Origin of the sequence: Actinorhabdospora filicis, assembly GCF_030269765.1 — a bacterium.
Classification (GTDB): Bacteria; Actinomycetota; Actinomycetes; order Mycobacteriales; family Micromonosporaceae; genus Actinorhabdospora; species Actinorhabdospora filicis.
The window spans coordinates 496149-520879 of sequence record NZ_BSTX01000003.1 but is presented as its reverse complement, the minus strand read 5'-3'; the positions used below and the strand labels follow the sequence as shown (position 1 = coordinate 520879).

At 71.5% G+C, this 24731-nt stretch carries 23 protein-coding genes; 12 read left to right on the top strand and 11 right to left on the bottom strand.

Annotated features, from left to right (window positions below):
• Positions 1-88: 88 nt before the first annotated feature.
• Positions 89-583 (top strand): FBP domain-containing protein, encoded by a 495-nt coding sequence (locus QSK10_RS22675; protein ID WP_285664950.1) that lies wholly within the window; start codon positions 89-91, stop codon positions 581-583.
• Positions 584-590: 7 nt separating this feature from the next.
• Here the strand turns inward: QSK10_RS22675 and QSK10_RS22670 are convergent, their stop codons facing one another.
• From QSK10_RS22670 to ligA, 3 genes are all read right to left on the bottom strand, one after another.
• A complete protein-coding gene (locus tag QSK10_RS22670; protein ID WP_285664949.1) occupies positions 591-1493 on the bottom strand; it encodes a bifunctional helix-turn-helix transcriptional regulator/GNAT family N-acetyltransferase in 903 nt (300 codons plus the stop codon).
• 1122 nt (positions 1494-2615) lie between these two features.
• Positions 2616-4685 (bottom strand): putative bifunctional diguanylate cyclase/phosphodiesterase, encoded by a 2070-nt coding sequence (locus QSK10_RS22665; RefSeq protein WP_285664948.1) that lies wholly within the window; start codon positions 4683-4685, stop codon positions 2616-2618.
• 95 nt (positions 4686-4780) lie between these two features.
• Positions 4781-6931 (bottom strand): NAD-dependent DNA ligase LigA, encoded by a 2151-nt coding sequence (ligA, locus tag QSK10_RS22660; protein WP_432705364.1) that lies wholly within the window; start codon positions 6929-6931, stop codon positions 4781-4783.
• A 310-nt stretch (positions 6932-7241) separates the two neighbouring features.
• Here ligA and QSK10_RS22655 point away from each other — a divergent pair, with 310 nt between their 5' ends.
• Entirely contained in the window at positions 7242-9518 is a 2277-nt protein-coding gene (locus QSK10_RS22655; protein ID WP_285664946.1) for an ATP-binding cassette domain-containing protein, read from the top strand.
• Here QSK10_RS22655 and QSK10_RS22650 read toward each other — a convergent pair whose 3' ends face one another.
• Positions 9519-10058: an RNA 2'-phosphotransferase gene (locus QSK10_RS22650; RefSeq protein WP_285664945.1), complete on the bottom strand. Its 540-nt coding sequence runs from the start codon at positions 10056-10058 to the stop codon at positions 9519-9521.
• Between the two features lie 174 nt (positions 10059-10232).
• Positions 10233-10754 (bottom strand): HIT family protein, encoded by a 522-nt coding sequence (locus tag QSK10_RS22645; RefSeq protein WP_285664944.1) that lies wholly within the window; start codon positions 10752-10754, stop codon positions 10233-10235.
• 314 nt (positions 10755-11068) lie between these two features.
• On the opposite strand from QSK10_RS22645, the gene QSK10_RS22640 reads away from it, so the two are divergent.
• Positions 11069-11236 carry a hypothetical protein gene (locus QSK10_RS22640; protein WP_285664943.1) on the top strand — a complete coding sequence of 56 codons (168 nt, stop codon included), beginning with the start codon at positions 11069-11071 and terminating at the stop codon, positions 11234-11236.
• Positions 11237-11263: 27 nt separating this feature from the next.
• On the opposite strand, the gene QSK10_RS22635 is transcribed toward QSK10_RS22640, so the two are convergent.
• The 3 genes from QSK10_RS22635 to QSK10_RS22625 form a co-directional block, all read right to left on the bottom strand.
• Positions 11264-11635 (bottom strand): PH domain-containing protein, encoded by a 372-nt coding sequence (locus tag QSK10_RS22635; RefSeq protein ID WP_285664942.1) that lies wholly within the window; start codon positions 11633-11635, stop codon positions 11264-11266.
• A gap of 89 nt (positions 11636-11724) precedes the next feature.
• A complete protein-coding gene (locus QSK10_RS22630; protein ID WP_285664941.1) occupies positions 11725-12627 on the bottom strand; it encodes a haloacid dehalogenase-like hydrolase in 903 nt (300 codons plus the stop codon).
• A gap of 148 nt (positions 12628-12775) precedes the next feature.
• Positions 12776-15922, bottom strand: a complete 3147-nt coding sequence (locus QSK10_RS22625) for a GH92 family glycosyl hydrolase (RefSeq protein ID WP_285664940.1) — start codon at positions 15920-15922, stop codon at positions 12776-12778.
• A 126-nt stretch (positions 15923-16048) separates the two neighbouring features.
• On the opposite strand from QSK10_RS22625, the gene QSK10_RS22620 reads away from it, so the two are divergent.
• Genes QSK10_RS22620 through QSK10_RS22610 form a run of 3 tightly spaced genes read left to right on the top strand, consistent with a single transcriptional unit; the run spans position 16049 to position 17248 of the window.
• On the top strand, positions 16049-16441 hold the full coding sequence (locus tag QSK10_RS22620; RefSeq protein WP_285664939.1) for a hypothetical protein: 393 nt from the start codon (positions 16049-16051) through the stop codon (positions 16439-16441).
• Positions 16442-16445: 4 nt separating this feature from the next.
• The gene (gene ybiA, locus QSK10_RS22615) at positions 16446-17000 is read left to right on the top strand and encodes a riboflavin biosynthesis intermediates N-glycosidase (RefSeq protein ID WP_285664938.1); all 555 of its coding nucleotides are present in this window, start codon (positions 16446-16448) and stop codon (positions 16998-17000) included.
• Entirely contained in the window at positions 16997-17248 is a 252-nt protein-coding gene (locus QSK10_RS22610) for a hypothetical protein (protein ID WP_285664937.1), read from the top strand. Before ybiA ends, QSK10_RS22610 begins: the two co-directional genes overlap by 4 nt.
• Here QSK10_RS22610 and QSK10_RS22605 read toward each other — a convergent pair.
• Both QSK10_RS22605 and QSK10_RS22600 read right to left on the bottom strand, forming a co-directional pair.
• Positions 17242-17631: a GNAT family N-acetyltransferase gene (locus QSK10_RS22605; protein WP_285664936.1), complete on the bottom strand. Its 390-nt coding sequence runs from the start codon at positions 17629-17631 to the stop codon at positions 17242-17244. The two genes, QSK10_RS22610 and QSK10_RS22605, sit on opposite strands and share 7 nt — an antisense overlap.
• A gap of 108 nt (positions 17632-17739) precedes the next feature.
• Entirely contained in the window at positions 17740-18003 is a 264-nt protein-coding gene (locus QSK10_RS22600) for a hypothetical protein (protein WP_285664935.1), read from the bottom strand.
• A gap of 227 nt (positions 18004-18230) precedes the next feature.
• On the opposite strand from QSK10_RS22600, the gene QSK10_RS22595 reads away from it, so the two are divergent.
• The 4 genes from QSK10_RS22595 to QSK10_RS22580 are packed head-to-tail and all read left to right on the top strand — an operon-like array spanning position 18231 to position 20828.
• Positions 18231-18446, top strand: coding sequence for a hypothetical protein (locus tag QSK10_RS22595; protein ID WP_285664934.1), 216 nt, complete (start codon positions 18231-18233; stop codon positions 18444-18446).
• The gene (locus QSK10_RS22590) at positions 18446-19051 is read left to right on the top strand and encodes a hypothetical protein (protein ID WP_285664933.1); all 606 of its coding nucleotides are present in this window, start codon (positions 18446-18448) and stop codon (positions 19049-19051) included. Before QSK10_RS22595 ends, QSK10_RS22590 begins: the two co-directional genes overlap by 1 nt.
• Before the next feature lie 41 nt (positions 19052-19092).
• On the top strand, positions 19093-20094 hold the full coding sequence (locus tag QSK10_RS22585; RefSeq protein WP_285664932.1) for an aldo/keto reductase: 1002 nt from the start codon (positions 19093-19095) through the stop codon (positions 20092-20094).
• Positions 20091-20828, top strand: a complete 738-nt coding sequence (locus tag QSK10_RS22580; protein WP_285664931.1) for an amidohydrolase family protein — start codon at positions 20091-20093, stop codon at positions 20826-20828. Before QSK10_RS22585 ends, QSK10_RS22580 begins: the two co-directional genes overlap by 4 nt.
• Position 20829: 1 nt before the next feature.
• Here QSK10_RS22580 and yaaA read toward each other — a convergent pair whose 3' ends face one another.
• Complete coding sequence (gene yaaA, locus QSK10_RS22575; RefSeq protein ID WP_285664930.1) at positions 20830-21603, bottom strand: peroxide stress protein YaaA; 774 nt, start codon at positions 21601-21603, stop codon at positions 20830-20832.
• Between the two features lie 135 nt (positions 21604-21738).
• Between yaaA and QSK10_RS22570 the strand changes: the two genes are divergently transcribed.
• Complete coding sequence (locus tag QSK10_RS22570) at positions 21739-23292, top strand: alkaline phosphatase D family protein (protein ID WP_285664929.1); 1554 nt, start codon at positions 21739-21741, stop codon at positions 23290-23292.
• Positions 23293-23395: 103 nt separating this feature from the next.
• On the top strand, positions 23396-24670 hold the full coding sequence (locus QSK10_RS22565; protein WP_285664927.1) for a Gfo/Idh/MocA family protein: 1275 nt from the start codon (positions 23396-23398) through the stop codon (positions 24668-24670).
• Positions 24671-24731: the final 61 nt, after the last annotated feature.

The window sequence follows — 24731 nt, the reverse complement described above, 5'->3', positions numbered from 1 at the left end:
GCCGCCGGGCCAAAACACCTCGCGCCGGACGGACCGGACAGGTAGCGTCCCGGCGTCCGATGCCACCGACACACGAGGACCAACGACCATGGACGCCCTCACCGACAAGCAGATCCGCCGCTCGATGGTGAACTGCTCCCGAGGCGAAGCCGACCGCATGACGATCCCCTTCGACGTGACCGGCCTCGACTGGGACACCCTGGACTTCCTGGGCTGGACCGACCCGAAGGCCCCGCTGCGCGCCTACATCGTCGCCTGGCACGACGGTGAACCGGTCGGCATCGGGCTGCGCGTGGCCGACTCGCAGGGCACCCGCCGCTTGGCCGGCCTGTGCGGGCTGTGCCGCTCGACGCGCACCGGGATGGTGAAGCTGTTCACCGCCCGCCGCGCCACCAAGGCCAGCCAGGAGTGGAACTCGCTGGGCATGTACATGTGCGCCGACCTCGCCTGCTCCAAGTACGCGCGACTGGAGAAGGCCACCGGCGACTTCATGCCCGACGGGACCCTCGGCGCCGACGAGCGCGCCGCCGGGCTGCGGGTGCGCGTCGGGCGCTTCCTCGGCGAGGTCCTCAGCGCGAGCTAGCCGGGGCTCACAGCACCAGCTCCCAGTGCTCATTGACATTGGGATGCCCGTGCGCGCCCTCACCCGCCACCCGCTCGAAGCCGACCCCGGCGTAGATCTTGCGCGCCGAGAGCAGCTTCCCGTTCGTGGACAGGGTCACGCGCGCGTAACCGGCGCCGCGCGCGAAGCGCAGGCACTCCTCCACCAGCGCCGCGCCGACGCCGTTGCCGCGCGCCCACGGCTCCACCAGCAGCACCCGCAGCCGGGCCGTGGTCCCGTCCTGCCGCGAGCACACCACGCAACCCGCGCGCTCACCGTCGAGCTCGGCGATCCAGGCGCGCTCCCCCGGATCGGCCGAGGCCGCCACGTCGGCGGCGATGCGCGCGACCAGTGCCTCGAAGGCCGCGTCGTAGCCGTGCTCGCGCGAGTAGAGCTCGCCGTGCCGGTAGACGATCCAGCCGTAGTCGCCCACCGCCGCCTCCCGCAGGCGCAGCACGCGCGGCGTCCCGGGTGGCTCCAGCAGCGCCCGGACCTCGCTCAGCGCGGCGACCAGGCGCTCCTCCTTGGCCTCACCGAGGGAGTCCAGGAGGCGGCGGATCTCCCCCGAAGATCGCTCGTCGAGTTCGCCCTGCGCCACCTCGCCCTTCGCGGTCAGCGCCAGCATCTGCACCCGCCGGTCCTCCGGCGAGGGCGAGCGCGTGAGCAGCCCGTCGGCCTCGAAGCGCGTGGTGATGCGGGAGAGGTACCCGGCGTCCAGGCCGAGTAGGCGGCGCAGGTAGGCGGCGGGCACGGGCGTCCCGGCGGCGTTCAGCTCGAACAGGACGCGGACCTCGGTGAGGCTGTAGCCGCTGTCCAGGAGCGAGTCGGTGAGGGTGCCGATGACCTTGGTGTAGAAGCGGTTGAAGGAGCGGACGGCGTCGACGCGGGTCATTGCTTGCCTCCGTCAAGAGAAGTCGTTGACTGAGGCAACGGTATCGGGTTGTGGGGGCGAGGGGAAGGGGGCGCGCGAGTGCGAGGCGGACGCCCGGGCCGGCCGCGCCGCCGGATGCCGTTCCGGGCGTACTCGCCGGACCACTCGCGGACGTCACCCGACCCCACCGGCGCCCGCAAGGTGAGATCGTGGGACGGCAGGATGGTGGGTGGCGATGACCCGCGCCGCGCGGCATCTTCGGGCTGAGCCGCTGGTGGCCGACGTTCTTTGCGTGGTTCTTTGCGCTGCGGTGGTGGTGGGCCCGGGGTTGTGTCCGGGACGGTCCCCGGCGGGTGACGGGGTGACGGCCGACCAGATGGCGGGAGCGTGTCTCGCGGTCGCGGCGACATGAAGCACGCCGTAGCCGCGCCGGTCTCCCGCTCGCACTCCGCGAGGCGGCACCCCTGGGCCCCTTGCACTGGCGGGTGGCATCGCACCACATCGGCGTCGCCCGGGCCCGCGACCCGCGCCTCCGCGAGGTGGAGTCACCCCGGCCCCCTTCTGCGCGACGGCGGCACCATGCCGCGCCGATGTCACCCCGGGCCTCTGCTCACACCCCGCAAGACGACGTCGCCCCGGCCACCGTCTCCCCTTCGGTGCCCGGCCGCCGAGTGCCCACTGGCGCCACCAGGTCACATCAGCAGCGCCGGGCCGCCACTCACGCCCCGCGAGTCGGCGCCATGCCACATCGGCGTCGCCTCGGGACTGCCACCCATGTGCCCACATCGGGCGGGCACAGCCTCTGGCCTCCGTGTCCCCGCCGGGTCTCGGGCTGCCCACGGCCGCACCACACCGCGTCGGCACCACCCCACCCCGGGCGCACAGCCGCGACGCCGGTGAGGGTGATCCCGTCCGCCACACGCGAGGCGGAACCACTAGCCCCATGTCGCCACGGGAGCCCGGGTTCCTCACCGGCGGCATCACCGCCGCCCCGGGCGCGTGGCCCCGACCCCGGTGAGGGTGGCCCTGTCCGCCACGCGCGCGAGGCGGAACCACCCAGCCCCTTGCTACACGGGCATCGGCGTCAGCCCGGCGCCGTCCCGCCCTTCCACTCGCTCTCCCGCTCGCCTCCGCGAGGCCGCGCTACCGGTATAACGGCCGCACCGAGCGCAGCAGGCTCGGTGGCCGGTAGCGCGCCAGCCAGCCGGAGAACTCCGCGGCGGGCATCGGGCGGGCGTGGAACCAGCCCTGGGCGAGGTGGCAGCCGAGTCCGGCCAGCCGCCGCCAGGTCTGCTCGTCCTCGACGCCCTCGGCGACCACGCGCAGGCCCAGGGAGCCGGCGAGCTCGATGATCGAGCGCACGATGGCCGCGTCGTCGCCGCCCTCGTTGCCCATGCCCAGTACGAAGGACCGGTCGATCTTGACCTCCGAGACCGGCAGGCGGCGCAGGTGCTGAAGCGAGGAGAAGCCGGTGCCGAAGTCGTCGAGGCTCAGGGCCACGCCGAGCCGCTCCAGGCGGGTCAGGGTGGTCAGGACCCGGCGCGGGTCGGCCATCAGCGCGCTCTCGGTGATCTCCAGCTGGAGCTGGCCGGGAGAGACGCCGTGCCGGTCGAGGCAGGCGGTGAGCCCGTCCACGAAGGTCGGGTTCTGGAGGTCGCGCACGCTCACGTTGACCGAGGCGCGCAGGTCCAGGCCCTCCTTCGTCCACGCCGCGATCTGGCCGACGGCGTCGTCGAGGACGCGGAAGGTCAGCAGCCGCATGACCGCCGAGTGCTCGGCGAGGGAGATGAGCTCACCGGGGTCGACCTGGCCCTGCTTGGGGTGGCGGTAGCGCAGCAGCGCCTCCACGCCGAGGACCTCGCCGGTCTGGATGGAGACCTGCGGCTGCCAGTACAGCTCGATGCCGGGGCGGGCGCGGTCCTCCAGGGTGCGGCGCAGGTCGCCGAGCAGGCTCAGGCGCTCCGGGGAGTTCTGGTCGGACTCCGGCGCGTAGACCGCGACGGGGTCGCCGCGCCGCTTCGCCTCGTACATCGCCACGTCGGCGTGCTGCATCAGCGCGTCGAAGTCGGTGCCGTGGTCGGGGCAGACGGCCACGCCGATGGCCCCGGCGACGTCGATGGTGATGTCGCCGATCTCGACGGGCTCGGTGAGGGCCTTGCTGATGCGCTCGGCGATGGCGGCGGCCTCGTCGGCGTCGCCGACGCCGGACAGCACCACCGCGTACTCGTCGCCGCCCAGGCGGGCGAGGTGCTGGCCGGGCTGCATGGCCGAGGTGAGCCGGTGGCCGACCTCGACGAGGAGCTGGTCGCCGATGGCGTGGCCCATGGCGTCGTTGACCTCTTTGAAGCGGTCGAGGTCGCACACCAGCAGCGCGACACCGCCGCCGCGCTCCTTGTACCAGGCGATCTCGGCGTCCACCCAGCGGTGCAGCGCGGTGCGGTTGGGGAGGCCGGTGAGCGGGTCGGTGCGGGCCTGGTCCTCCATCTGGTTGGACAGGCGGGCGTTCTTGTAGACGGCGTACAGCGGCAGCGCGATCAGCGGTGTCAGCCACACGTTGGCGATGGCGGCGGTCAGCAGGACCGGCCCGGTGACCAGCAGCGCGGCGTCGGCGAGGGTGTCCTGGCCGAGGTGCCCGAGGAAGCCCTGCCACCAGGGACGCCCGAAGCGCAGCCACACCGCGACGCTGACCAGGGTGTGGTTCACCGCGATCCAGGCGGCGGCCCCCAGGATGAGGCCGACGAGCGCGCGCGGCTCGGCCGGGATGGGCGCGTTGGGCGCGACCAGGGCCGCGCCGCCGAGGACGCGCATGACCGCCCACGCCGCGGTCAGCGAGAGCACGTACTGGGCGGCGTTGAACGCCGCCCGCCACACCGCGTAGCGCATCCGCCAGGACGAGATCACGCACGCGGCGACCTGCACCATGATCGCCGGGCCCAGGCCGAAGCCGATCAGGACGGCGAAGCTGAAGCAGGTGGACATGACCGTCGCCGAGGACTGCCGCGGCCCCGGCGGGGACAGCGGCAGCGCGTCGACGACGAGCGCGAGCGCGGCGAGCGCCCAGAAGGCGGCCTTGCCGTGCTCGATGACGTCCAGATCCGACCGGAAGGTCGCGGCGGCGATCACCGCCGATACCGCGATCACCAGACCCACGAAACCGAAGAAGACCCCGGCGCGGTTCGGTGGGGCGGTGTTGCGGAAGTTCATCGACGTCATTAGCCCCTCCCGGACGTCGAGACCGGTTGCTGACACGCGTCGGCCAGGACGTGTCCCCTAGTCCTACCGCGTTTCCCCCATGTGAGCAACGACGATCATTCCTGCTGGTAACGCGCGACCTCCCTGGCCGCTTCGGGTCCTTGACTCAGAAGGATCTGGAAGCCTTCTTCATCGAGGACCGGAACACCCAGTTTGAGCGCTTTGTCGTATTTCGTTCCGGGAGACTCTCCGACGACCACGAATCCGGTCTTCTTCGACACCGAGCCGGTCATCTTCCCGCCCGCTGCCTGCACCTTCTCCGTGGCACCGTCCCTTGAGTACTGTGCCAGCGTACCGGTGACCACGACCGTCACGCCCTCCAGCGAAGGGCCGTCCGAGATCACCCGTTCGTCCTCCATTCGCACGCCCGACGCCCGCCATTTCTCGACGATGTCGCGGTGCCAGCCGACGGTGAACCACTGGGCGACCGATTCGGCGATGGTGGGGCCGACGCCGTCGACCGAGCCGAGCTCCTCGGCGGAGGCCGCGGCGATCGCGTCCAGCGAGTACAGCTCGCGCGCCAGGTCGCGGGCGGAGGTCGGGCCGACGTGCCGGATGGACAGCGCGCGGATGACCTTCCACAGCGGGACGCCCTTGACCTCCTCCAGGTTGGCCAGCAGCTTGGCGCCGTTGGCCGAGAGGTTGCCGTCCTTGGTGACGAACAGCGGGACGGTGAGCAGCTTCTCCTCGGTCAGCGCGAACAGGTCGCCCTCGTTGGCCACGACGCCGGCGTCGTAGAGCGCCCAGGCGGCCTTCTCGCCCAGGACCTCGATGTCGAAGCAGCCGCGCGAGCCCACGTACTCGATGCGGGCCTTGATCTGCGCCGGGCAGTTCTCGGCGTTGGGGCAGCGCTGGTCGACGTCGGACTCCTTCTCCCGGTGCAGCGCGGCACCACAGGACGGGCACGCCGTGGGCATCACGAAGGCCCGCTCGCCGCCGGTGCGGGCCTCGGCGACCGGCCCGACGACCTCGGGGATCACGTCGCCGGCCTTGCGCACGACCACCCGGTCGCCGATCAGGACGCCCTTGCGCTCGACCTCGGAGGCATTGTGGAGGGTGGCGTAGCCGACCACCGAACCGGCGACCTTGACCGGCTCCAGCACCGCGAAGGGCGTGACGCGGCCGGTGCGGCCCACGTTGACCTCGATGTCCAGCAGCGGGGTCGTGACCTCCTCCGGCGGGAACTTGAAGGCGATCGCCCACCGGGGCGCCTTGCTGGTGGTGCCCAGGCGGCGCTGGACGGCGACCTCGTCGACCTTGACCACGACGCCGTCGATCTCGTGCACGAGCTTGTGGCGCTTGGCGGCGTACTCGGCGATGTAGGCGCGCACGCCGTCCAGGTCCGGCTCGACCCGGAAGTACTCCGAGGTCGGCAGCCCCCACGCCTTGAGCGCGGCGTAGGACGCCGATTGCGCCGTGGGGGTGAAGCCGCGCGAGGCGCCCACGCCGTAGACGGTCATGCGCAGCGCGCGCGTGGCGGTGACGCGCGGGTCCTTCTGCCGCAGCGAGCCGGACGCGGTGTTGCGCGGGTTGGCGTAGGGCGGCTTGCCGTCGGCCACCAGCGAGGCGTTGAGGTCGGCGAACTCGGCGACCGGGAAGTAGACCTCGCCGCGGACCTCGATGAACTCCGGGATCGGGAACTCGTCGCTGGGCGTCAGCACGTCGGGCACGTTGGCGATGGTGCGCACGTTGGGGGTGACGTCCTCACCGACGGTGCCGGTGCCGCGCGTCGCCCCGCGCACCAGGCGGCCGTTCTCGTAGGTGAGGTTCATGGCCAGGCCGTCGATCTTCAGCTCGCACAGGAAGCCGACGCGCTCGACCTCGCGGTGGACGCGCTCGGCCCACTCGGTCAGCTCCTCGTCGTTCATCGCGTTGTCGAGGCTGAGCATGCGCTCGGCGTGGGTGACCGAGGCGAAGTCGGTGGTGATGCCACCGCCGACCTGCTGGGTCGGCGAGTCGGGGGTGACCAGTTCGGGATGGGCGGCCTCGATGGCCTCCAGCTCGCGCATGAGCGCGTCGAACTCCGCGTCGGAGATGACCGAGGCGTCCCGCACGTAATAGAGGTAGCGGTGCTCGTTCACCTCGGCGGCCAGCGCGGTGTGCCGGGCGCGCGCGGCCTCGGGGTCGGCGGGGACGACGGCCGACGTCTTCGCGGGGGCCGCGGCCCTCGCCTCGACGGCTTCCCGGCCGGCCTCGGTGTCGCTCACGGGGGTGCTCGCCTCACTGTTCACGCCGAACATCATCGCAGGTCCGTAAGACAGTTCAGCGGAGCTGAACCAGAAAACAGAGCAGCGGAGCTGAACCGGAAAGCAGCGGAACCAACGCACCTGAACCGAAGAACCGGGCAGCGCGAGGGAGATCACCCGCCGCGATCCCTCCCGGACTGTCACACCGGTGGCCTAGATTCGGCCGGGGTGGAGACCGTCACTCCCGACCGGGTTGGCGAAACTTCTCCGTACACTGTACGATGGACGGCCGCAGTACCGGCTCCAGGACAGCAAGAGCGAGAGGACGTCCGTGACCGACCTTCCCCGCACCAGCGCCAGCCACGACAGCATCGTGATCACCCGGGCCCGCGTCAACAACCTCAAGGACGTGTCCCTCACCATCCCGAAGAACCAGATCACCGTCTTCACCGGCGTCTCCGGATCGGGCAAGTCCTCCATCGTCTTCGACACCATCGCCGTCGAGGCGCAGCGGCAGCTCTACGCCACCTTCAGCGCGTTCATCCGCAACTTCCTGCCCAAGTACGAACGGCCCGACGCCGAGACGATCGCCGAGCTGACCACCCCGATCATCGTCGACCAGAAACCGGTGGGCGGCAACCCGCGCTCCACCGTCGGCACGATGACCGACATCTACGCCCTCGTGCGCGGCCTGTTCGCCAAGTTCGGCGACCCCGTCACCGACGACGTGCTCCTCTTCTCCTTCAACTCGCCGCAGGGCATGTGCCCCGACTGCGAGGGCCTGGGCCGCACCATCCGGCCCGACGTGGACCTCCTGGTCGACCGCTCGAAGTCCCTCGACGAGGGCGCCGTCCTGCTGCCCGGCTTCAAGGTCGGCGGCATGGAGTGGCAGATGTACGCCGGCTACGACGGCCTGGACGCGGCCAAGAAGCTCGACGACTACTCCGAGGCCGAGTGGCACACGCTGCTGCACGGCAGCGGGGGCAAGGTCGCGCTGAGCGTCAAGAGCGGCGTGTACAACGCCGACTACGTCGGCCTGGTGGACCGCGTCGCCAAGCAGTTCGCCAGCCCTACCGTCTCCCAGCGCACCCGCGACAAGCTCCAGCCCTTCCTCGCCGAAGGCATGTGCCCCGGCTGCGAGGGCTCGCGCCTGAGCCCGCGGGCGCGCTCGGTGCGCATCGACGGCCGCACGGTGGGCGACTGGACGTCCATGCAGATCACCGATCTCATCGAGGCCCTGGCCGCCGTCTCGAACCCGGCCGCGGGCCCGGCCGCGGCGACCACCCGCGCGCTGCTCCAGCGCGTCGCCGACATCGGCCTGGGCTACCTGTCCCTGGACCGCGCCACCGCGACCCTGTCCGGCGGCGAGGGGCAGCGCCTGAAGATGGTCAAGCACCTGGGCAGCAGCCTCACCGGCGTCACCTACATCTTCGACGAACCCAGCACCGGCCTGCACCCGCGCGACGTCCACCGCCTCAACGACATGCTGGTGGCGCTGCGGGACAAGGGCAACACCGTGCTGGTCGTCGAGCACGACCCCGACGTCATCGTCGTCGCCGACCACATCGTCGACGTCGGCCCCGGCGCCGGCGCGCACGGCGGCGAGATCGTCTACCAGGGCGACCTGGCCGGGCTGCGCGCCTCCGGGACGCGCACCGGCAACGCGCTCGCCCGCACCGGCACCGTCAAGCAGCGGGTCCGCGAGGCCACCGGGCACCTGAACGTCACCGGCGCGAACCTGCACAACCTGAAGAACGTCTCGGTGTCGATCCCGACCGGCGTCCTCACCGCCGTCACCGGCGTCGCGGGCTCGGGCAAGAGCACCCTCATCGGCGAGGTGTTCATGGCCGAGCACCCCAACGCGGTACTGGTCGACCAGGGCCCGATCGGGACGTCCTCGCGCTCGACCCCGGCGACCTACCTGGGCATCATGGACCCGCTGCGGAAGGCCTTCGCGCAGGTCAGCGGACTCGCGCCGGGCCTGTTCAGCTTCAACTCCGACGGCGCCTGCGAGACCTGCGGCGGCCGGGGCGTCATCATCACCGAGATCGCCCACATGGACCCGGTCACCACGCACTGCGAGTCCTGCCACGGACGGCGCTTCAAGGAGGAGGTCCTGCGCCACCACCTGCGCGGCAAGTCCATCGCCGACGTGCTGGAGCTGTCGGCGGAAGAGGCCACCGGGTTCTTCACCGAGAAGGCCATGCTCACCAAGGCGCGCGCCCTGGTCGACGTCGGCCTGGCCTACCTGAGCCTCGGCCAGCCCGTCTCGACCCTGTCGGGCGGCGAGCGCCAGCGCATCAAGCTGGCCACCGAGCTGGGCCGCTCGGGCAGCGTCTACGTCCTGGACGAGCCGACCACGGGCCTGCACATGTCCGACGTGGACACGCTGCTGGCGCTGATGAACCGGTTCGTGGACGACGGGAACACCGTCATCGCCATCGAGCACAATCTCGACGTGGTCCAGCAGGCCGACTGGATCATCGACATGGGCCCCGACGGTGGCCGCGACGGCGGCGAGGTGGTGTTCACCGGCACCCCGGAGGAGCTGCTGAAGGCGGAGAAGTCGCTGACCGGCGAGTTCCTGCGCCGGTACCACGAGCGTTAGCTAAGGGGTGCGCACGTACTCGGCGGGCACGTGCTCGACGAGCCACACGCCGTTGGCCGAGACGTAGAACTCGGCCCCGGCGGCGGCCATCTCCCCGGCGAGGACGGTGAGCACCACGGGACGTCCGTGGCGCGCGCCGACCCGCCGGGCGGTCTCGGTGTCCAGTGACAGGTGGACGTGGTGGCGGCCGCCCTTGTCGATGCCGGTGGCCAGGATGGAGCCGACGCTGTTCTCGGCGGTGCCGTGGAAGAGCAGCGCGGGCGGCGCGGTGGGTTCGAGGGCGAGGTCGACCTCGATGGAGTGGCCCTGGTTGGCGCGGATGCGCCCGTCCTGGATGGTGAAGCGCTTCTTGTCGTTGGTGGCGACGACGAGGTCGAGCTGCTCGCGGGTGAGCCGCCGTCCCCGCGCGGCGAAGGCTGCCAGCACCTCCTCGACGTCGGTCCAGCCGTTGGCGTCGAGGCTGATGCCGAGGCCGCCGGGGTTGTGGCGGAGGGCTTTCGAAAGCGTCTTGCTGACGCGGACTATCTCTGTGTCTCTCATGGACTCAGGGTAGGTAGGGGCGTGGCGCGGGGGCGAGTGAAAAAAGGGCATGGCGGGGTGGCGGCCGGCGCGCACCAACCGCCACCCCCGGACGTCCGATCACGCCGGGACGGACCGGGATGTCCTGCACGTTAAGGGATCACCCGTATGTCGGACAAGGGGCACATGGGGGCCTTATCCGCCGAGCGCGTCACGGATCTGCGCCCCCAGCGCGGCGGCGCGCTCGCGGTCCCAGGCGAGGATCCCGTTCTCGGTCATGAGCGCGTGGTGCTGCTGCTCGCGGTAGGGGACGCCGGGCGGCAGGGGTGAGAGGTGCCAGTGGACGTGCGCGTTGCCCTGCATGCTGCCCAGGGACAGGACGTACATGCGCTCGGCGCCGACGACGGTCTCGACCGCTCGCGCGACGCGGTGGACGACGGCCTGCATCGCCAGGTAGGCCGCCGGGGTGAAGTCGGCGACGACCCGGGTGAGGTGCTCCTTGGGACACACGAGGGTGTGGCCGAGCAGGGTCGGGTAGGCGCCGAGGAAGGCGATGTGGTCGTCGTCCTCGTAGACGACCTCGTGGGTGCGCTCCTCCCCGGTGGCGATGGGGCAGATGAAGCAGCCGCCGGTGCGCACGCGGGTCTCGTAGGCCGCGAGGTCCATGGGGACTTTGGCGGGCGGGGGCGTCGGGACGCCGGGGAGCTCTGCGGTCATCGGGTGATTCTGGGTGCGGAGCGCCGTCGGCGCCACCCCGCCCAGATCATCCCGCTCCACCCCGCTTCGCGCGCGGCGGTGTGAGATCCGGCGCGTCCGGCCGCCGGTGACCTCCCGCACAGGGTCTCACCGGCGACGTCACCGGGCGTTAACCGACGCTCGGCCATGATCGAGGCACTGACCTGGGCTTTCTCTCCCCCGACCGGGTGACACACGATCCGGTTACACCCGGTTTCGACTCGCGCCGACTCGGCTGCGGATGTCGCACGCCGACGGTACGTTGGCGCTGACAACGAAGGGGTGGTGGAGAGCTAATGAAGGTCAAGAAGTGGTGGGCGGTCGTCGCCGGAGCGGTTCTCGGCACCGCCGCGGTGGGCACCGGCGCTTATGTCGCCAAGCACCGCCGCAAGCGGCGCAGCCTGCTCGCGGGCAAGGACGCCAAGCCGGCCGCGCCGATCGACGCGGCCGCGAAGGACGAGTGAGGAGCCGGGGCCTCCCGGCTCCGCAGCTCAGACCGTCGAGTAGTGCATGATCACGTCGTGCACGTGCTTGGTCTTCTTGTCGCCGCGGAACTCGACCTCCTGGATGTGGGTGCCGATGTGCACCGCGATCTTGCCCGAGGAGAAGAACTGCCCGGCGAAGGATCGGTTGCTGACCAGGCTCACCGCGCTGATCTTGCTGTAGGGGACGCTGGTCAGCGCCTCCTCCTTGCCCACGAACGACTTGTCCATGAAGATGACCCGCCGGTCGGTGAGGCCGATGAAGCCGGTGCCGACGCCGATCGCGTCGTAGACGGCGATGACCTGCTCGCCGTTGAGAAGGACCTCCTGGACCTGCTCCAGCTGTCCATTCTTGTCGAAGACCGGCTCCGGGTTGGTCATGAGGGCTCCCTAAGGGGTGAGGCGCGCTGTGACGGCGCCACCGTACTCGGTGCCCGCGAGACGCGGCAACAGCCGACCGTGACCGTCCACTAGGGACGGCCGAAGACCGCCGACCAGTCCTCCCGCATCGAGATCTGCGTCCAGCCCTCGGTGTTGGCGTGCGCCAGGGCGTCCTCGGCGCCGTCGGTGTAGGCGTACTCGCGTTCGGCGTCGTCGTGGACGACGAGCATCCGCAGCACCGGACGGCCGCTCTGCCCCCCGGTGCTCTGTCCCCCAGCGAAGCGCAGCAGCGGGATGTCGGCGTTGGAGTTGCCGATCGCCAGGATCGGCCGCCGCCCCACCCGGCTCCAGAACACCGCCGGGCGCGCCGCGGCCTCCGCTCCCCCGGCGTACTCCTCGTGGGCGATGGTCGCGCCGTCGTCGCGGTAGCGCAGGCCGGCCGCGTCCCCGATGACCCGCTCGGGCGGGACGCCGTAGAGCCGGGCGGCGGCCGGGCGGGCGAAGTCGCGGTCCCCGGCGGTGAGGACGTAGACGGTGAAGGCGTGCGCCTCCAGGTACTCGATCAGCGAGGCCATCGGCAGGTAGGCGGCGTGGGCGTAGGGCACCCGCAGCTCCGGGTGCGCCTCGGCGGCCAGGAACCAGGCCACCTGCTCGGCGTAGGACTCGGCGTCCTGCTCGTCGAAGGAGGCCACCGCCTCGGCCAGGTACGCCGAGGCCTTCGCCAGGTCCACCTCGGCCGAGGCCCGCCACGGCAGCCGCCCGCGCAGGGCCTGGTCGCGCTTGGCGCGCTCGACCAGGCGGCGCAGGATGAAGTCGTGCCGCATGGATACCGGCCGCTCCGTCCACAGTGTCCCGTCGTCGTCGAGGACGGCGATCCGCTCCTCGGGCGGCACGAAGTCGCGCGACCCGGCGGTGGCCACCCGCGTGACGAAACCGGTGACGGCCAGCCACGCGGTTCCGTGCCGCCAGCCCTTGGACAACGTGCTGCTCATGTGCGCCCCCACGCGTTGCGAATCCGTCCCCGAACCTCCATCATCCCCAACGAGAGGGGGCGCGGGGAGGTACGGGGACGGAAAAGGTGACGGCGGGGACACCGCACGTCGTGCGGGGCGACCATCGGTGACGGCCGCCCCGCTCACCTCACGCGTAGACCTCCAGCTCGTAGATCCGCGCGGCCGTGCCGCCGTCCTGCGTCGGGGTGATCACCGACAGGCGCACGTACCGGGCGTTCACCGGTGTCGCGAGGGGATGCTCGGTGACCGCCGCGTTGACGCCGCGCGCCTGCGAGACGGTCGTCCAGTTGGTCCCGTCGGTGGAGACCTGGAGGTCGAAGTCGCGGGTGTTCCACCCGGCGTACTCCCCTCCGGCCGCCGCGTGCCGCACGGTGAAGGACTTCACCGCGTAGGAGGCGCCCAGGTCGACCCGCAGCCAGCGCGAGGAGCCGCCCGAGCACCACTTGTCGGTGGTTCCGCCGCTCACCGAGCCGTTGACCGCCTTCTCCGGCCCCTCATTGGCGTTACAGGAGGAATCGGCGGTGGCGGGCCTGCCCAGGGCCACATTGGACGTGCCCGACGGGCTGCCGTGCACCTCGAACTCGTAGATCCGGGCGGCGCCGTTGCCGTTGTTGGTCGGCGTCGTGACGTCCAGCCGCACGTACCGGGCCGTCCGCGCGCTCACCGGGTGGTAGGTGCGGCTGGCGCGCGAGCCGGACACCGAGACGGCCTGCGTCCAGTTCGCACCGTCCACACTGGTCTGGATCGCGAAGGAACCGGTGTTCCAGCCGGTGGTCTCACCGCCCAGCCCGGCGTGCTTGACCACGAAGGACCCGACGTTGGTGGGCGCGCCCAGGTCGACCTGGAGCCACTTGGTCCCCGAGGCCGTCGAGCACCACTTGCTGTTGCCGCTGAGGCTGCCGTCGAAGGCCTTGGCGGCGTTCTCGTCGGCGTTGCAGGTGGCCGAGGAGGTGGCGGGCTTGCCGAGCGCCAGGTTCGGGCCCAGCTCCGGCGCGGCCGGGGGCTGGGAGGCGCCGTCGGTGAAGGACGGCGGCACGTCGGCGGGGTTGTTGCCCCAGGTCGAGGCCGAGGAGCCCATCGTGTAGCTGAGGGTCGCCCCGGCGGCCAGGTCCGGGTACCGCAGCCACGCCTTGGAGCGCGCCGCGCCGTTCAGCGCGAACGACTGCACGTACTGGTTTCCCGGCCCGGCGCCGGTGGCGTTGATCTGGATGTTCCCGCCGGGCCGCTGGATCAGGACGGACGGGAACAGCGGCCCGTGCAGGGCCAGGGTGTCGGCCGCCGGGGTCGGCGGGTACATCCCGATGGCGCTCCACACGTACCAGGCCGAGGTCGCGCCCAGGTCGTCGTTGCCCGGCAGGCCGCCGGGGCCGGTGGTGAAGGACTCGTTCATCACCCGCCGGACCGCCGACATCGTCCCCTGTGGATGCGCGGCGAAGTGGTAGGCCCACGGGACGCCGTGCTCGGGCTCGTTGCCGATGTAGAAGTAGGGCCGCGACAGCCCGCCGTTGAGTTCGGTGAAGTGGTGGTCGAGGCGCTGGACGGCGGTGTCGCGCCCGCCCATGAGGTCGATGAGCCCGGCGAAGTCGTAGGGCACCATCCAGGTGTACTGGGAGGCGTTCCCCTCGGTGTAACCGCCGGGGCCGGCCGGATCCAGCGGCCACGGCCAGGAGCCGTCGGAGTTGCGGTCGTGCACGTAGCCCGAATCGGTATTGAAGACGTTCATCCACCACTGCGCGCGCTGCATGTAGGTGGTGTACTTCCCGCCGTCGCCGACACCCTTGGCGAACTGCGCGACGGCGAAGTCGGAGGCCGAGTACTCCAGGGAGTCCGAGGGGTCCTGGTGGATGAAGTGGTTGGCGGTGTAGGTGCCCTGGAGCCCGCGGATCGGGCTGCCCTGCGCGGTCCCGCCGTTGCTGGACTTGTCCATCAGGGACAGCGCGGCGGCGGTGTCGAAGCCGGTGACGCCGAAGGCGTAGGCGCTGGCCACGATGATCGGGCCCGGGTCGCCGGTCATCACGAAGTGCTCGTTGGAGTTGTGCGACCACTTCGGCAGCAGGCCGCCCTGCTGCCCGTCCAGAACCATCGACTTGACGATGTCGGCCATCTCCACGGGCGCGATCAGCGCCACCAGCGAGGCCCAGGAGCGGTAGATGTCCCAGCCGGAGTAGTTCTGGTAGACCTGATGGAAGGCGGTGTGCAGCTGCCCGTCGAAGCCCTTGTAGCGGCCGTCCACATCGGAGGCGATGTTCGGGTTCTGCAGCACGTGGTAGAGCGCGGTGTAGAACTTCTGCAGGTCGGCGGAGGCCCCGCCGGTGGCCTGGACCCGGTTGAGCATCGCGTTCCAGCGCTGGTCGGCGGCGGCCCGCACGGCGGCGAAGTCGAAGCCGGGGTTCTCCGCGTTCAGGTTGGCCTTGGCGCCGTCCAGGCTCACAAAGGAGATGCCGACGGTGGCGTTGACCGTCCGGTTGGCGGTGGTGTCGAAGGTGACGTACCCGCCGGAGTTGGTCCCCGAGGCCGAGCCCGAACCGGCCGTCACCGTCGAGCCGACCCACGTCCCCTGCCCGCTGGGCGCGCGGTCGAAGCGGATCACGAAGAAGATCTGGTAGGTCTTGGACGAGCCGCAGAACCCGCCGCCGGTCACCGATCCGGTGATCTCGGCGCCGCTGATGGCGATCGTGCCCGAGCGGTTGCCGGTGGCCGAGCGGCCGGTGTTGACCAGGATCCGCGAACTCGCCGAGGACGGGTAGGTCAGCTTCATCGCGCCGGTGCGCGTGGTCGCGCTCAGCTCGACGCCGGTGCCGCCGTAGTTGTCCAGCACGGTCTTGTAGTAGCCGGGCGAGGCCGCCTCGTTGGCCTTGGCGTAGGTGCCGGCGTAACCCGTCCAGCCCGTGCCGGGCGAGGTCCCGATCGCGCCGGTCATCGGCAGGATGCCGAGGTCCTCGTTGTTGGCGCAGCCGGCGCCGTTGAAGTGGGTGAGGCTGAACTCTTCGATCTTCGTATCGGAGTACCGGTAGCCCGAGGGCGAGCCGGTCGGGGTGTCGGGACTGAACTGGGTCATGCCGAAGGGAACGGTCGCGCCGGGGTAGGTGCTGCCGCCCGCGCCGCCGGGCACCGGGTTGGGCGAGTTGCTGTCGTCGGTGCCGATGAACGGGTTGACGTACTGGGTGAGGGAGAGGTCGGCCGCCGCCTGTGCCGGGGCGGGCGCGGCCATGGGAAGGAGGCCCGCCGCCAGTAATAAGGCGGGTGCGAGGGCTCTCTTCGAGCGTGTGGGCATGGGGGCTCCAGGGGTGGCTCGGAAGTGGCGAGACAACGTTGTCTGGAACGTATTGAGCCGAGCCCGCGATGTCAAGGGCGAGCGGCGGCGGGCGAAACCGTCGCACCCGTGGCGCATGATGCGTCCATGGCCACCGTCACCTTCCGGGACGAGACGATGACCGGCAAGCCCATCGCCGAGTTCTCGGTCCCCGACCTGCCCTCCACCATCGCGCTGCGCGATCTCATCCGCCTGCGGGTGCGCGAGGAGGTCGCCCGTCACAACGCCGCCCCCACCGAGCTCTACCAGGGCCTGGTCCGCCCCACCGACGCCGAGACGGCCCTGAACGGCTTCCGGCTGCCGAAGGCGCGCACGCTCGACTGGGAGAAGCAGGCCGCCATCGCCCTGGACGCCTTCGGCCGCAACGGCTTCATCGTCCTGGTCGGCGAGCGCCAGGTGGACGATCCCGGCGCGCTCATCGACCTCGACCGCGATCCCGCGATCTCGTTCGTCAAGCTGGTCCCCCTCGTGGGAGGCTGACCCGATGTCCCTGCCCCGTTCCCGTGAAGAGGCCGTCGCCGCCGTGGCGCGCGGCGAGCGCCTGCGGTTCGTGCATTTCTGGGGCCACCGCCCCTCGGCCAGCGGTGAGGTGACCGCCTCGTGCTTCAGCCAGTGGTGGACGGGCCATCCGTTCACCGTGGACGGTGTCGGTTACGCCACCTGCGAGCACTACATGATGGCGGCGAAGGCGCGGCTGTTCGGCGATGAGGAGCACGAGCGGCTGATCCTGGACGCGTCCACCGCCGCCGAGGCGAAGGCGCTGGGGCGCAAGGTGCGCGGCTTCGACGAGGCCACCTGGGTCGCCCACCGGATGGGCGTGGTGACCGAGGCCAACGTCGCCAAGTTCGGTCAGCACGACGACATCGGGGACTTCCTGCGCGCCACCGCGAAGCGCGTCCTGGTCGAGGCCAGCCCGCGCGACCGGATCTGGGGCATCGGGATGGGCGCGGGCAATCCCGACGCCGATCATCCCGGCCGCTGGCGTGGCCTGAACCTGCTGGGTTTCGCGCTCATGGACGCCCGGGACCGCCTCTCGTGAGCGCTCCCTGGACCCTGCTGGACGCCGGGGGCGCCAGGGTCGCCGAGCTGTGCGTGACCGGCGGCGACTTCCCGTGGCTGCACGGCACGATCCGCCCGCTGCCCGGTTTCGGGCCGTGGGCGGAGCTGCCGGAGGTGTCCGACGAGTCGGTGCCGCCGCTGTCCCTTGTGGACGACGAGGGCGAGGCCGTGACGGGCTTCTGGATCGTCCGGCACGGCCCGGCCGAGGTGGGCTGGCGCTTCTACTGAAGCCGCATCAGCCCGGCGGGGGTGTCGCGGAATCCCGCGCCCCGGTAGAACTCCGTCAGGTGCGGCTCGAAGTCCACGTGCAGCCAGTGCGCGCCGCGCGCCCGCGCGTCGGCGGCGGCCTCGTCGATCAGCAGCCGTCCCAGGCCCTTGCGCTGCTCGTCGGGGTGGACGGTGGTGTCCAGCAGGAAGGCGTGCGCGCCGCCGTCGGTGGCCACGTTCACGAAGCCCACGAGGCGCCCGTCGCGGCGGGCGGTGACCCAGGTCAGGCTGCGCTCCAGCAGCGGGCCCCAGGCGGTGCCGGAGGTGCCGCCCCAGGCGGCGTCGAACAGGGTGTGCATCTCGTCGTCGGCGACGGGTCCACGGGCGGTCAGTTCAAGATCCATGCCGCAATGATCTCTCCGCTGTCCACCGAGAAGACGGTATCCCGACAAAGCGAATCTACGGGGTTAACACCGTCCAAAAGCGATGTTACGGTCACCGGGATCCGATCATCAACGGTCAAAGAGGTGCCCCATGCTCGGCAGTCTTTTGAACGGAATCCTCGGCACGGTCCTGAACGTGGTCGCCGCCATCACCGCCGCCCTCGGCCTCGGCTCACCGCCCGCCCCGCCCACTCCCCCGAACCCGCCGACCCGCTCGGCGGTGGTCACCCCCGCGCCCACGCCGTCCAGCGGCTCGTCCTCGGCGCCCGCCACCGCGTCCGAGGGGCCGGGGACCGTCCAGGTCGGGCTCGTCGGGGTGACGGCCCTGGGCATCGGCCTCATCCCACTGGCGACCTGGATCTGGCGCAAGAAGAAGGACTTAGCCGACTCGCGCGGGACGCCCGGCGGCGTCCCGCGCCGGGGTGTAAACGAACTGCCGCCGGGGAGCGTCTTCTTAAGGGACGGCGAGATCACCCCTCTCGCGGTTAGCATTCTTGTTCGGCAACACGGAAGAAAACGGGGAGTTTCATGGGAATGCCCACCCATCCGACGAGCCGCGCATGAACACGTCGCCCGGTGCCCGTCATCACCGGACCCTGACCGTCCTGTCCCGCCACCTCACCGCCCACGCCGACGTCGCCGCCACCGCCCGCTTCGGGCGGGCCGTGCCGGCGCAGCTCGCCGCGTCCTTCGCCGAGGCCGAGACCGCCTTCGCCGCCTGGTGCCGGGCCGGCGCCGAGGCGCTGCGGCCGTCCACGATGGACGATGCGCCGTGATGCCCCACCACGCCTTCGCCGTCCACCCCGACGAGCACCTGGCCGACCGCGGGCTGGCCGACTTCGCCGGGGACTTCGCGCCCCTCACCGGCCCGATCCTGGACCTGGCCGGGGATCCCGCCTGGCTGTCGGCCTGCGCGGGCACCTGGCGGGTCATGGCCGCCGCGCTCGCCGACGACCGGGGCGCGCTGCTGGCCTCGGCCGAGACCGACCTGCCCGGGACCTGGTCGCCGGAGGGCCTGGCCTACCGCCGCCGCGTCCTGGCCGCCGCGGAGTCGGTGGGCCGCATGTCCTCTCGCGCCCTCGACCTGGTCGCCGCCGCCGAGGCGGCCGCCATCGCGGTCGAACGCGCCCGCGGCCGCGTCATCGAGGAGTTCCTCGGCGCGGTGGCCGCCCTGCGCCGGGCCAGCGAGCCGGTGACCGTCCCCGAGGGACCGCCGCAGCCGCCCGACCCCGAGCGGGTGGCCGCCGTCCTGGCCGGGCCGATCGCGCGCGTGCGCGCGATCCTGCGCGCGCTCGACGGCGAGCTGGAGCCGGCGCGGACGCTGCTGGCCACGCTCACCGTGGGCATGAGAGAGGAGGCCGGGCGCCTGACCCGGCGGTGAGCCCTATGCTGTGACGCCACCGCACCCCACGGAGGCGTCCCATGGCCCCAGTCGCCGCATTCGAGCCCACCGACCGCGTCCCGCTCGGCGGCCGGACGGGCCTGTCGGTCACCCGGCTGGGCCTCGGCCTGGCGCCCATCGGCGGCCTGTACGCCGAGGTCGGCGACGCCGCCGCGCGCGCCACCGTGGACGCCGCGTGGGAGGCCGGGCTGCGCCTGTTCGACACCGCGCCCCTGTACGGGCACGGGCTGTCCGAGCGGCGGACCGGCGAGGCGCTGCGGGACCGGCCTCGCGGGGAGTTCGTCCTGTGCACCAAGGCCGGGCGCAACCTGGTGCCCGGCGAAGGCGGCGAGCAGGCCTTCTGGGCCGAGGACAGCGGGCTCGTGCCCGTCTTCGACTACTCGCGCGACGGCGTCCTGCGCTCCATTGAGGACAGCCTGACCCGGCTCGGGCTCGACCGCCTCGACGTCGTCCACATCCACGATCCCGACCGGCACTGGGACGACGCGATCTCCGGGGCGGCGAGGGCGCTGGCCGAGCTGCGCGACCAGGGCGTCATCGGGGCCGTGGGCGCTGGCATGAACCAGTCGGCGATGCTGGCCGACTTCGTGCGCGCCGGGGCCGTCGACGTCGTCCTGCTGGCCGGGCGCTACACGCTGCTGGACCAGTCCGGGGACGCCGATCTGCTGCCGCTGTGTCAGCGGGAGGGCGTCGGGGTGATCCTGGGCGGGGTCTACAACTCCGGGCTGCTCGCCGATCCCTCGGCACAGTCCACATACGACTACGCGAAGGCCGCGCCGGAGGTGTTGGCCCGAGCTGTGGCGATCCGGGACGTGTGCGCACGCTACGATGTCCCGCTACGTGCCGCCGCCCTGCGGTTCTCGTCGGCCCATCCGGCGGTGAGCTCCGTCGTGGTCGGCGCGCGCAGCCCCGAAGAGGTGACCGATAACGTGGCGATGGCCCGCCACGCCATACCCGCCGGCCTGTGGCCCGAGCTGCAACGCGAGGGCCTGCTCGGCGAGAAAGCTCTCGTCCCATCATGATCATAGACGCTCATCTTCATCTCCGGCGACCCGCCGGAACCCAGGGCGGCCCGCCGGTCGCGGGCGGCCGAGCCGACCGGGTGGTGCTGGTCGCCTCGCGCGGCCAGGACACCGCCGCGCTGCTCGCGGCGGGCGCCGAGGACGCCGTGGCCGGGATCGTCGCCGACGCCGACGTGCGCGGCGCCGGACTCGCGTCCACACTGGACCGCTACGCGCAGCTGCCCGGCGCGGCGAAGCTGCGCGGCGTCCGCCACGACCTGCGCCACGACGGCGATCCGGGCGAGTGCTCCGGGCCGGAGACCATCCGGGGCCTGCGGACCCTCGCCGAGCGCGGCCTGACCTTCGACCTGGCGGTGCGCACCGAGCAGATGCCCTACGCGGCGAAGCTGGCCGCCGCGGTCGAGGAGACCCTGTTCGTGCTGGACCACATGGGCGAGCCCTCGCCGGACGGGTTCGCCGCGTGGCGGGAGGCCCTGGCGCCGCTGGCCGCGCAGCCGCACGTGGTGGCGAAGCTGACCTGGCCGGTGGACTGGACGGTCGCGGTGGCGCGGCCGTTCTTCGAGCACGCCGTGGCGGCCTTCGGCGACGAGCGGCTGATGTGGGGCTCGCGGGGACCCGAAGGGGATGCCCGGGCGGCCTTCGCGCTGGCCGACGAGCTCCTGGACGAGTTCGCGCCCACCGGCCGCCGCCGGATCCTGGGCGGCACCGCCGCCGAGGTCTACGGCCTGGAGTGAGTCAGAGTTCGGAGACGACGACGTCGGCCTGACCCGGTCCCTCGCCCTCGACGGTGTAGCCCAGGTCGCGCATGGCGTCCAGCAGCTCGGCGGGTTTCTTCGGGTTCGCCCCGGCGGTCAGGAGATCCCGCACGAGCCGTCCCTTGGTGGCCTTGTTGAAGTGGCTGACCACGGTGCGGCGGATCTCGCCGCCGACCTCGCGCTCGTGCAGGACCCGCACGGTCACCACCGGTACATCGACCGGTGGCTTCCAGGCGCCGGTGTAGGTGGACGAGCGCAGGTCCAGCACCACCCGGCCCCCGGCGAAGTCCGTCAGGGACGCCGACATGCGCTCGCGCCAGAAGGACGCCAGGCCGCCCACGCCGGGCAGCCGCACGCCCATCGACAGCCGGTACTGCGGGATCCGGTCGCCGGGCCGCACCACGCCCCACAGACCGGAGAAGACCAGCAGGCGCGCGTTCGCCCGGCGCTTGGCCGCCGCGTCCAGTGTGGACAGCCCGAGGGCCTCGTACAGGACGCCGGTGTACAGCTTCGAGGCCGCCATCGCCGGGGCGGTGCGCACCCGGGCGTCCACGTCCAGCTCGCCGTCCTGGCCCTCGCTGATGCCCAGGACGGCCCGCGCGGCGGCCCGATCGCCGCTCACCAGCGACACCAGGGCCTCGGCGACCTCCTCGCGCGCGCCGGCCAGCTCCGGCAGGACCAGCGAGGCCGGGTCGACCGGCGCTCCCCGCTTCGCGGTGGCCTTCCCCTCCGAGGGCGGCAGCAGAATCAGCACCCGGGCAGCTTATCGGCCCGCCCGGACGGTGATCTTCGCCGCGCCGCCGCAGGTGTTCACCTAGGCGTCACGCGGGGGCCGCACCGCCCCGATAGAACCGCAGGCGACAGACACGAACCCCTGCGAGGAGTGACCATGACCGTGGACCGACGGCGTCTGCTGACCGGCGGCGCACTGATCGGCGGTGGCCTGCTGATCGGCGGCGGCCTGACCGCCACGAGCGCCTCCGCCTCCCCCGCCGCGCCCGCCCTGCTGCGCGGCCGTCCCGCCCTCACCCACGGCGTCCAGGCCGGTGACGTCACCGGCGAGACCGCCGTCATCTGGACCCGCGCCGACCGCGAGTCGCGCATGTGGGTGGAAGTCTCCGCCCGTCCCGACTTCAAGCACGCCCGCCTCTACCGCGGCCCGCGCCTGACCGCCGCCACCGACTACACCGGCAAGCTCACCGTGGACGGCCTGCGCTCCGGCCGCGCCCTCCACTACCGCGTGTGGGCCTCCGACGGCCGCACCGAGGGCACGCCGGTCGCCGGTGAGTTCCGTACCGCCCCCAGGCGCGGCCAGGACGTGCGCTTCGTGTGGTCGGGCGACCTGGCCGGGCAGGGCTGGGGCATCAACCCCGAGCTGGGCGGGTTCCGCATCTTCGACGCGATGTCCTCGGTGGACCCCGACTTCTTCCTGTGCAGCGGCGACTACTACTACGCCGACGGCCCACTCGCCGAGACCGTCGCGCTGCCGGGTGACCGGACCTGGCGCAACATCGTGGTCCCGGAGAAGCAGAAGGTCGCCGAGAGCCTCGACGAGTACCGCGGGCAGTACAAGTACAACCTGCTCGACGACAAGCTGCGCGCGTTCCTGGCGACCACCCCGATCGTGAACCAGTGGGACGACCACGAGGTCCGCAACAACTGGTACCCGGGCCAGATCCTCGACGACGCCCGCTACACCGAGAAGTCGATCGACGTGCTCGCCGCCCGCGCCCGGCGCGCGTTCGGGGAGTACACCCCCAACCGCCTGTCGGCCGACGGCACCGGCCGCATCTACCGGAAGATCTCCCATGGCCCGCTGCTGGACGTGTTCGTCCTCGACATGCGCACCTACAAGGACCCCAACGGCCCCGGACGCGACCCGCAGGCTCCGGCCGGGCTGCTCGGACGCGAGCAGCTGGACTGGCTCAAGCGCGAGCTGCGGCGCTCGACGGCGACGTGGAAGGTCATCGCGAACGACCTGCCGCTCGGTCTGGTAGTCCCCGACGGCCCCGTCAACCAGGAGGGCGTCGCCCAGGGCGACAACGGCCTGCCGATGGGCCGCGAGCGCGAGATCGCCGAGCTGCTGACCCACATCAAGCGCAAGGACATCACCGGGACGCTGTGGCTGACCGCCGACGTCCACTACACCGCCGCCCACCACTACGACCCCTCGCGGGCGGCCTACCGCGACTTCGACCCGTTCTGGGAGTTCGTCTCCGGCCCGCTGAACGCCGGGGCGTTCGGGCCGAACAAGCTGGACGGGACCTTCGGGCCCGAGGCCCGGTACGTGAAGGCGCCGCCGGTGGCCAACACGTCCCCGGCCGACGGGTACCAGTTCTTCGGCGAGGTCGCCATCGACGGCGACAGCGAGGACCTCACCGTCCGGCTGCGCGACCTGGACAACACCGTGCTGTTCGAGGTGACGCTCCCCGCCGCGAACTGATCCTCTCGCCTGATGGGACGCCGTGACCCCGCGGCGTCCCATCGGCGCGCCCGGTGCCGAATGCCCTTCCCCGAGACGATCATCGGTACTACCCTCGGCGGCCATGGAGTTTCACAACCTGATTTCACAATCCCCCCTCGACCGACCGCTGACCATCGCGATCGCCGGTGCCGGCGGCCGCGGATCCCAGTACGCGCGCATGAACGCGCTGCTGGAGAACCCGGCCCGCATCGTCGCCGTCGCCGACCCCGCCCAGGGCCGCCTCGACTACGTCCGCGACGAGCACGGCGTCCCCGAGGACGGCCTGTTCCACTCGTGGCGCGAGCTCGCCGGGCGTCCCCGGCTGGCCGACGCGATCCTGATCTGCACGCAGGACAACGACCACCTCGAACCCACCCTCGCCTTCGCGCGTCTCGGCTACGACATCCTGCTGGAGAAGCCGATGGCCATCACCGAGGCCGAATGCGAGGCGATCGAGGCGGCCTCGCGCGAGTACGGCGTCTCCATCAGCGTCTGCCACGTTCTGCGCTACACGCCCTACACCGTGCGGCTGATGGAACTGCTGGGTGACGGTGCCATCGGCGACATCGTCAGCGTGGAGCATCTCGAACCGATCGGTTTCGACCATTTCGCGCATTCCTACGTCCGCGGTTCGTGGCGCACCACGAAAGAGGCGGCGCCGATGCTGATGGCGAAGTCCTGTCACGACATCGACTGGCTGTCCTATGTGATCGGGCGGCCGGTGGAACGGGTGCAGTCCTTCGGGAGCCTGCGGCACTTCACCGCCGCCAACAAGCCCGCCGGGGCCGCCGACCGCTGCGTCGGGTGCGCCGTGGCCGCCGATTGTCCCTACGACGCCACGCGCATTTACGAGATCGGGAACCTGCCGTTCGCGCTCTCGGCGATGCTGGGCGGGCGCCAGCCGACCCCGGAGCTGGTCTCCGAGGCGCTGCTGACCAGCCAGTACGGGCGCTGCGTCTACGAATGCGACAACGACGTGGCCGACCACCAGGTGGTGAACCTGGAATACGAGGGCGGTGTGACGGCGTCCTTCACGGTCACCGCGTTCACGCTGATCGCCGGGCGCAAGACGTCCATTTTCGGCACCCACGGGATGATCGTGGGCGACTCCGACACCATCTCGGTCACTGATTTCGGCACCAAGGAAACCGTCGTGCACCCCACCGCCCCCGTCGACCACACCGCCAGCGGCGGGCACGGCGGCGGCGATTACGGGCTCATGAAGTCCTTCGTGGAGGCTCTCTCCACCGGCAAGCGGGAACTCATTCTGACGGATGTGGCCGAAAGCCTCGCGACGCACAAAGTGGTGTTCGCCGCCGAACGCTCACGCGAAACGGGAACCGTCGTCACGGTTTGACCGAGCGGCGTTTCGGTATTGCGTTACCGGTCCTTGATACGGGAAGGTGATCCAGCGCGCC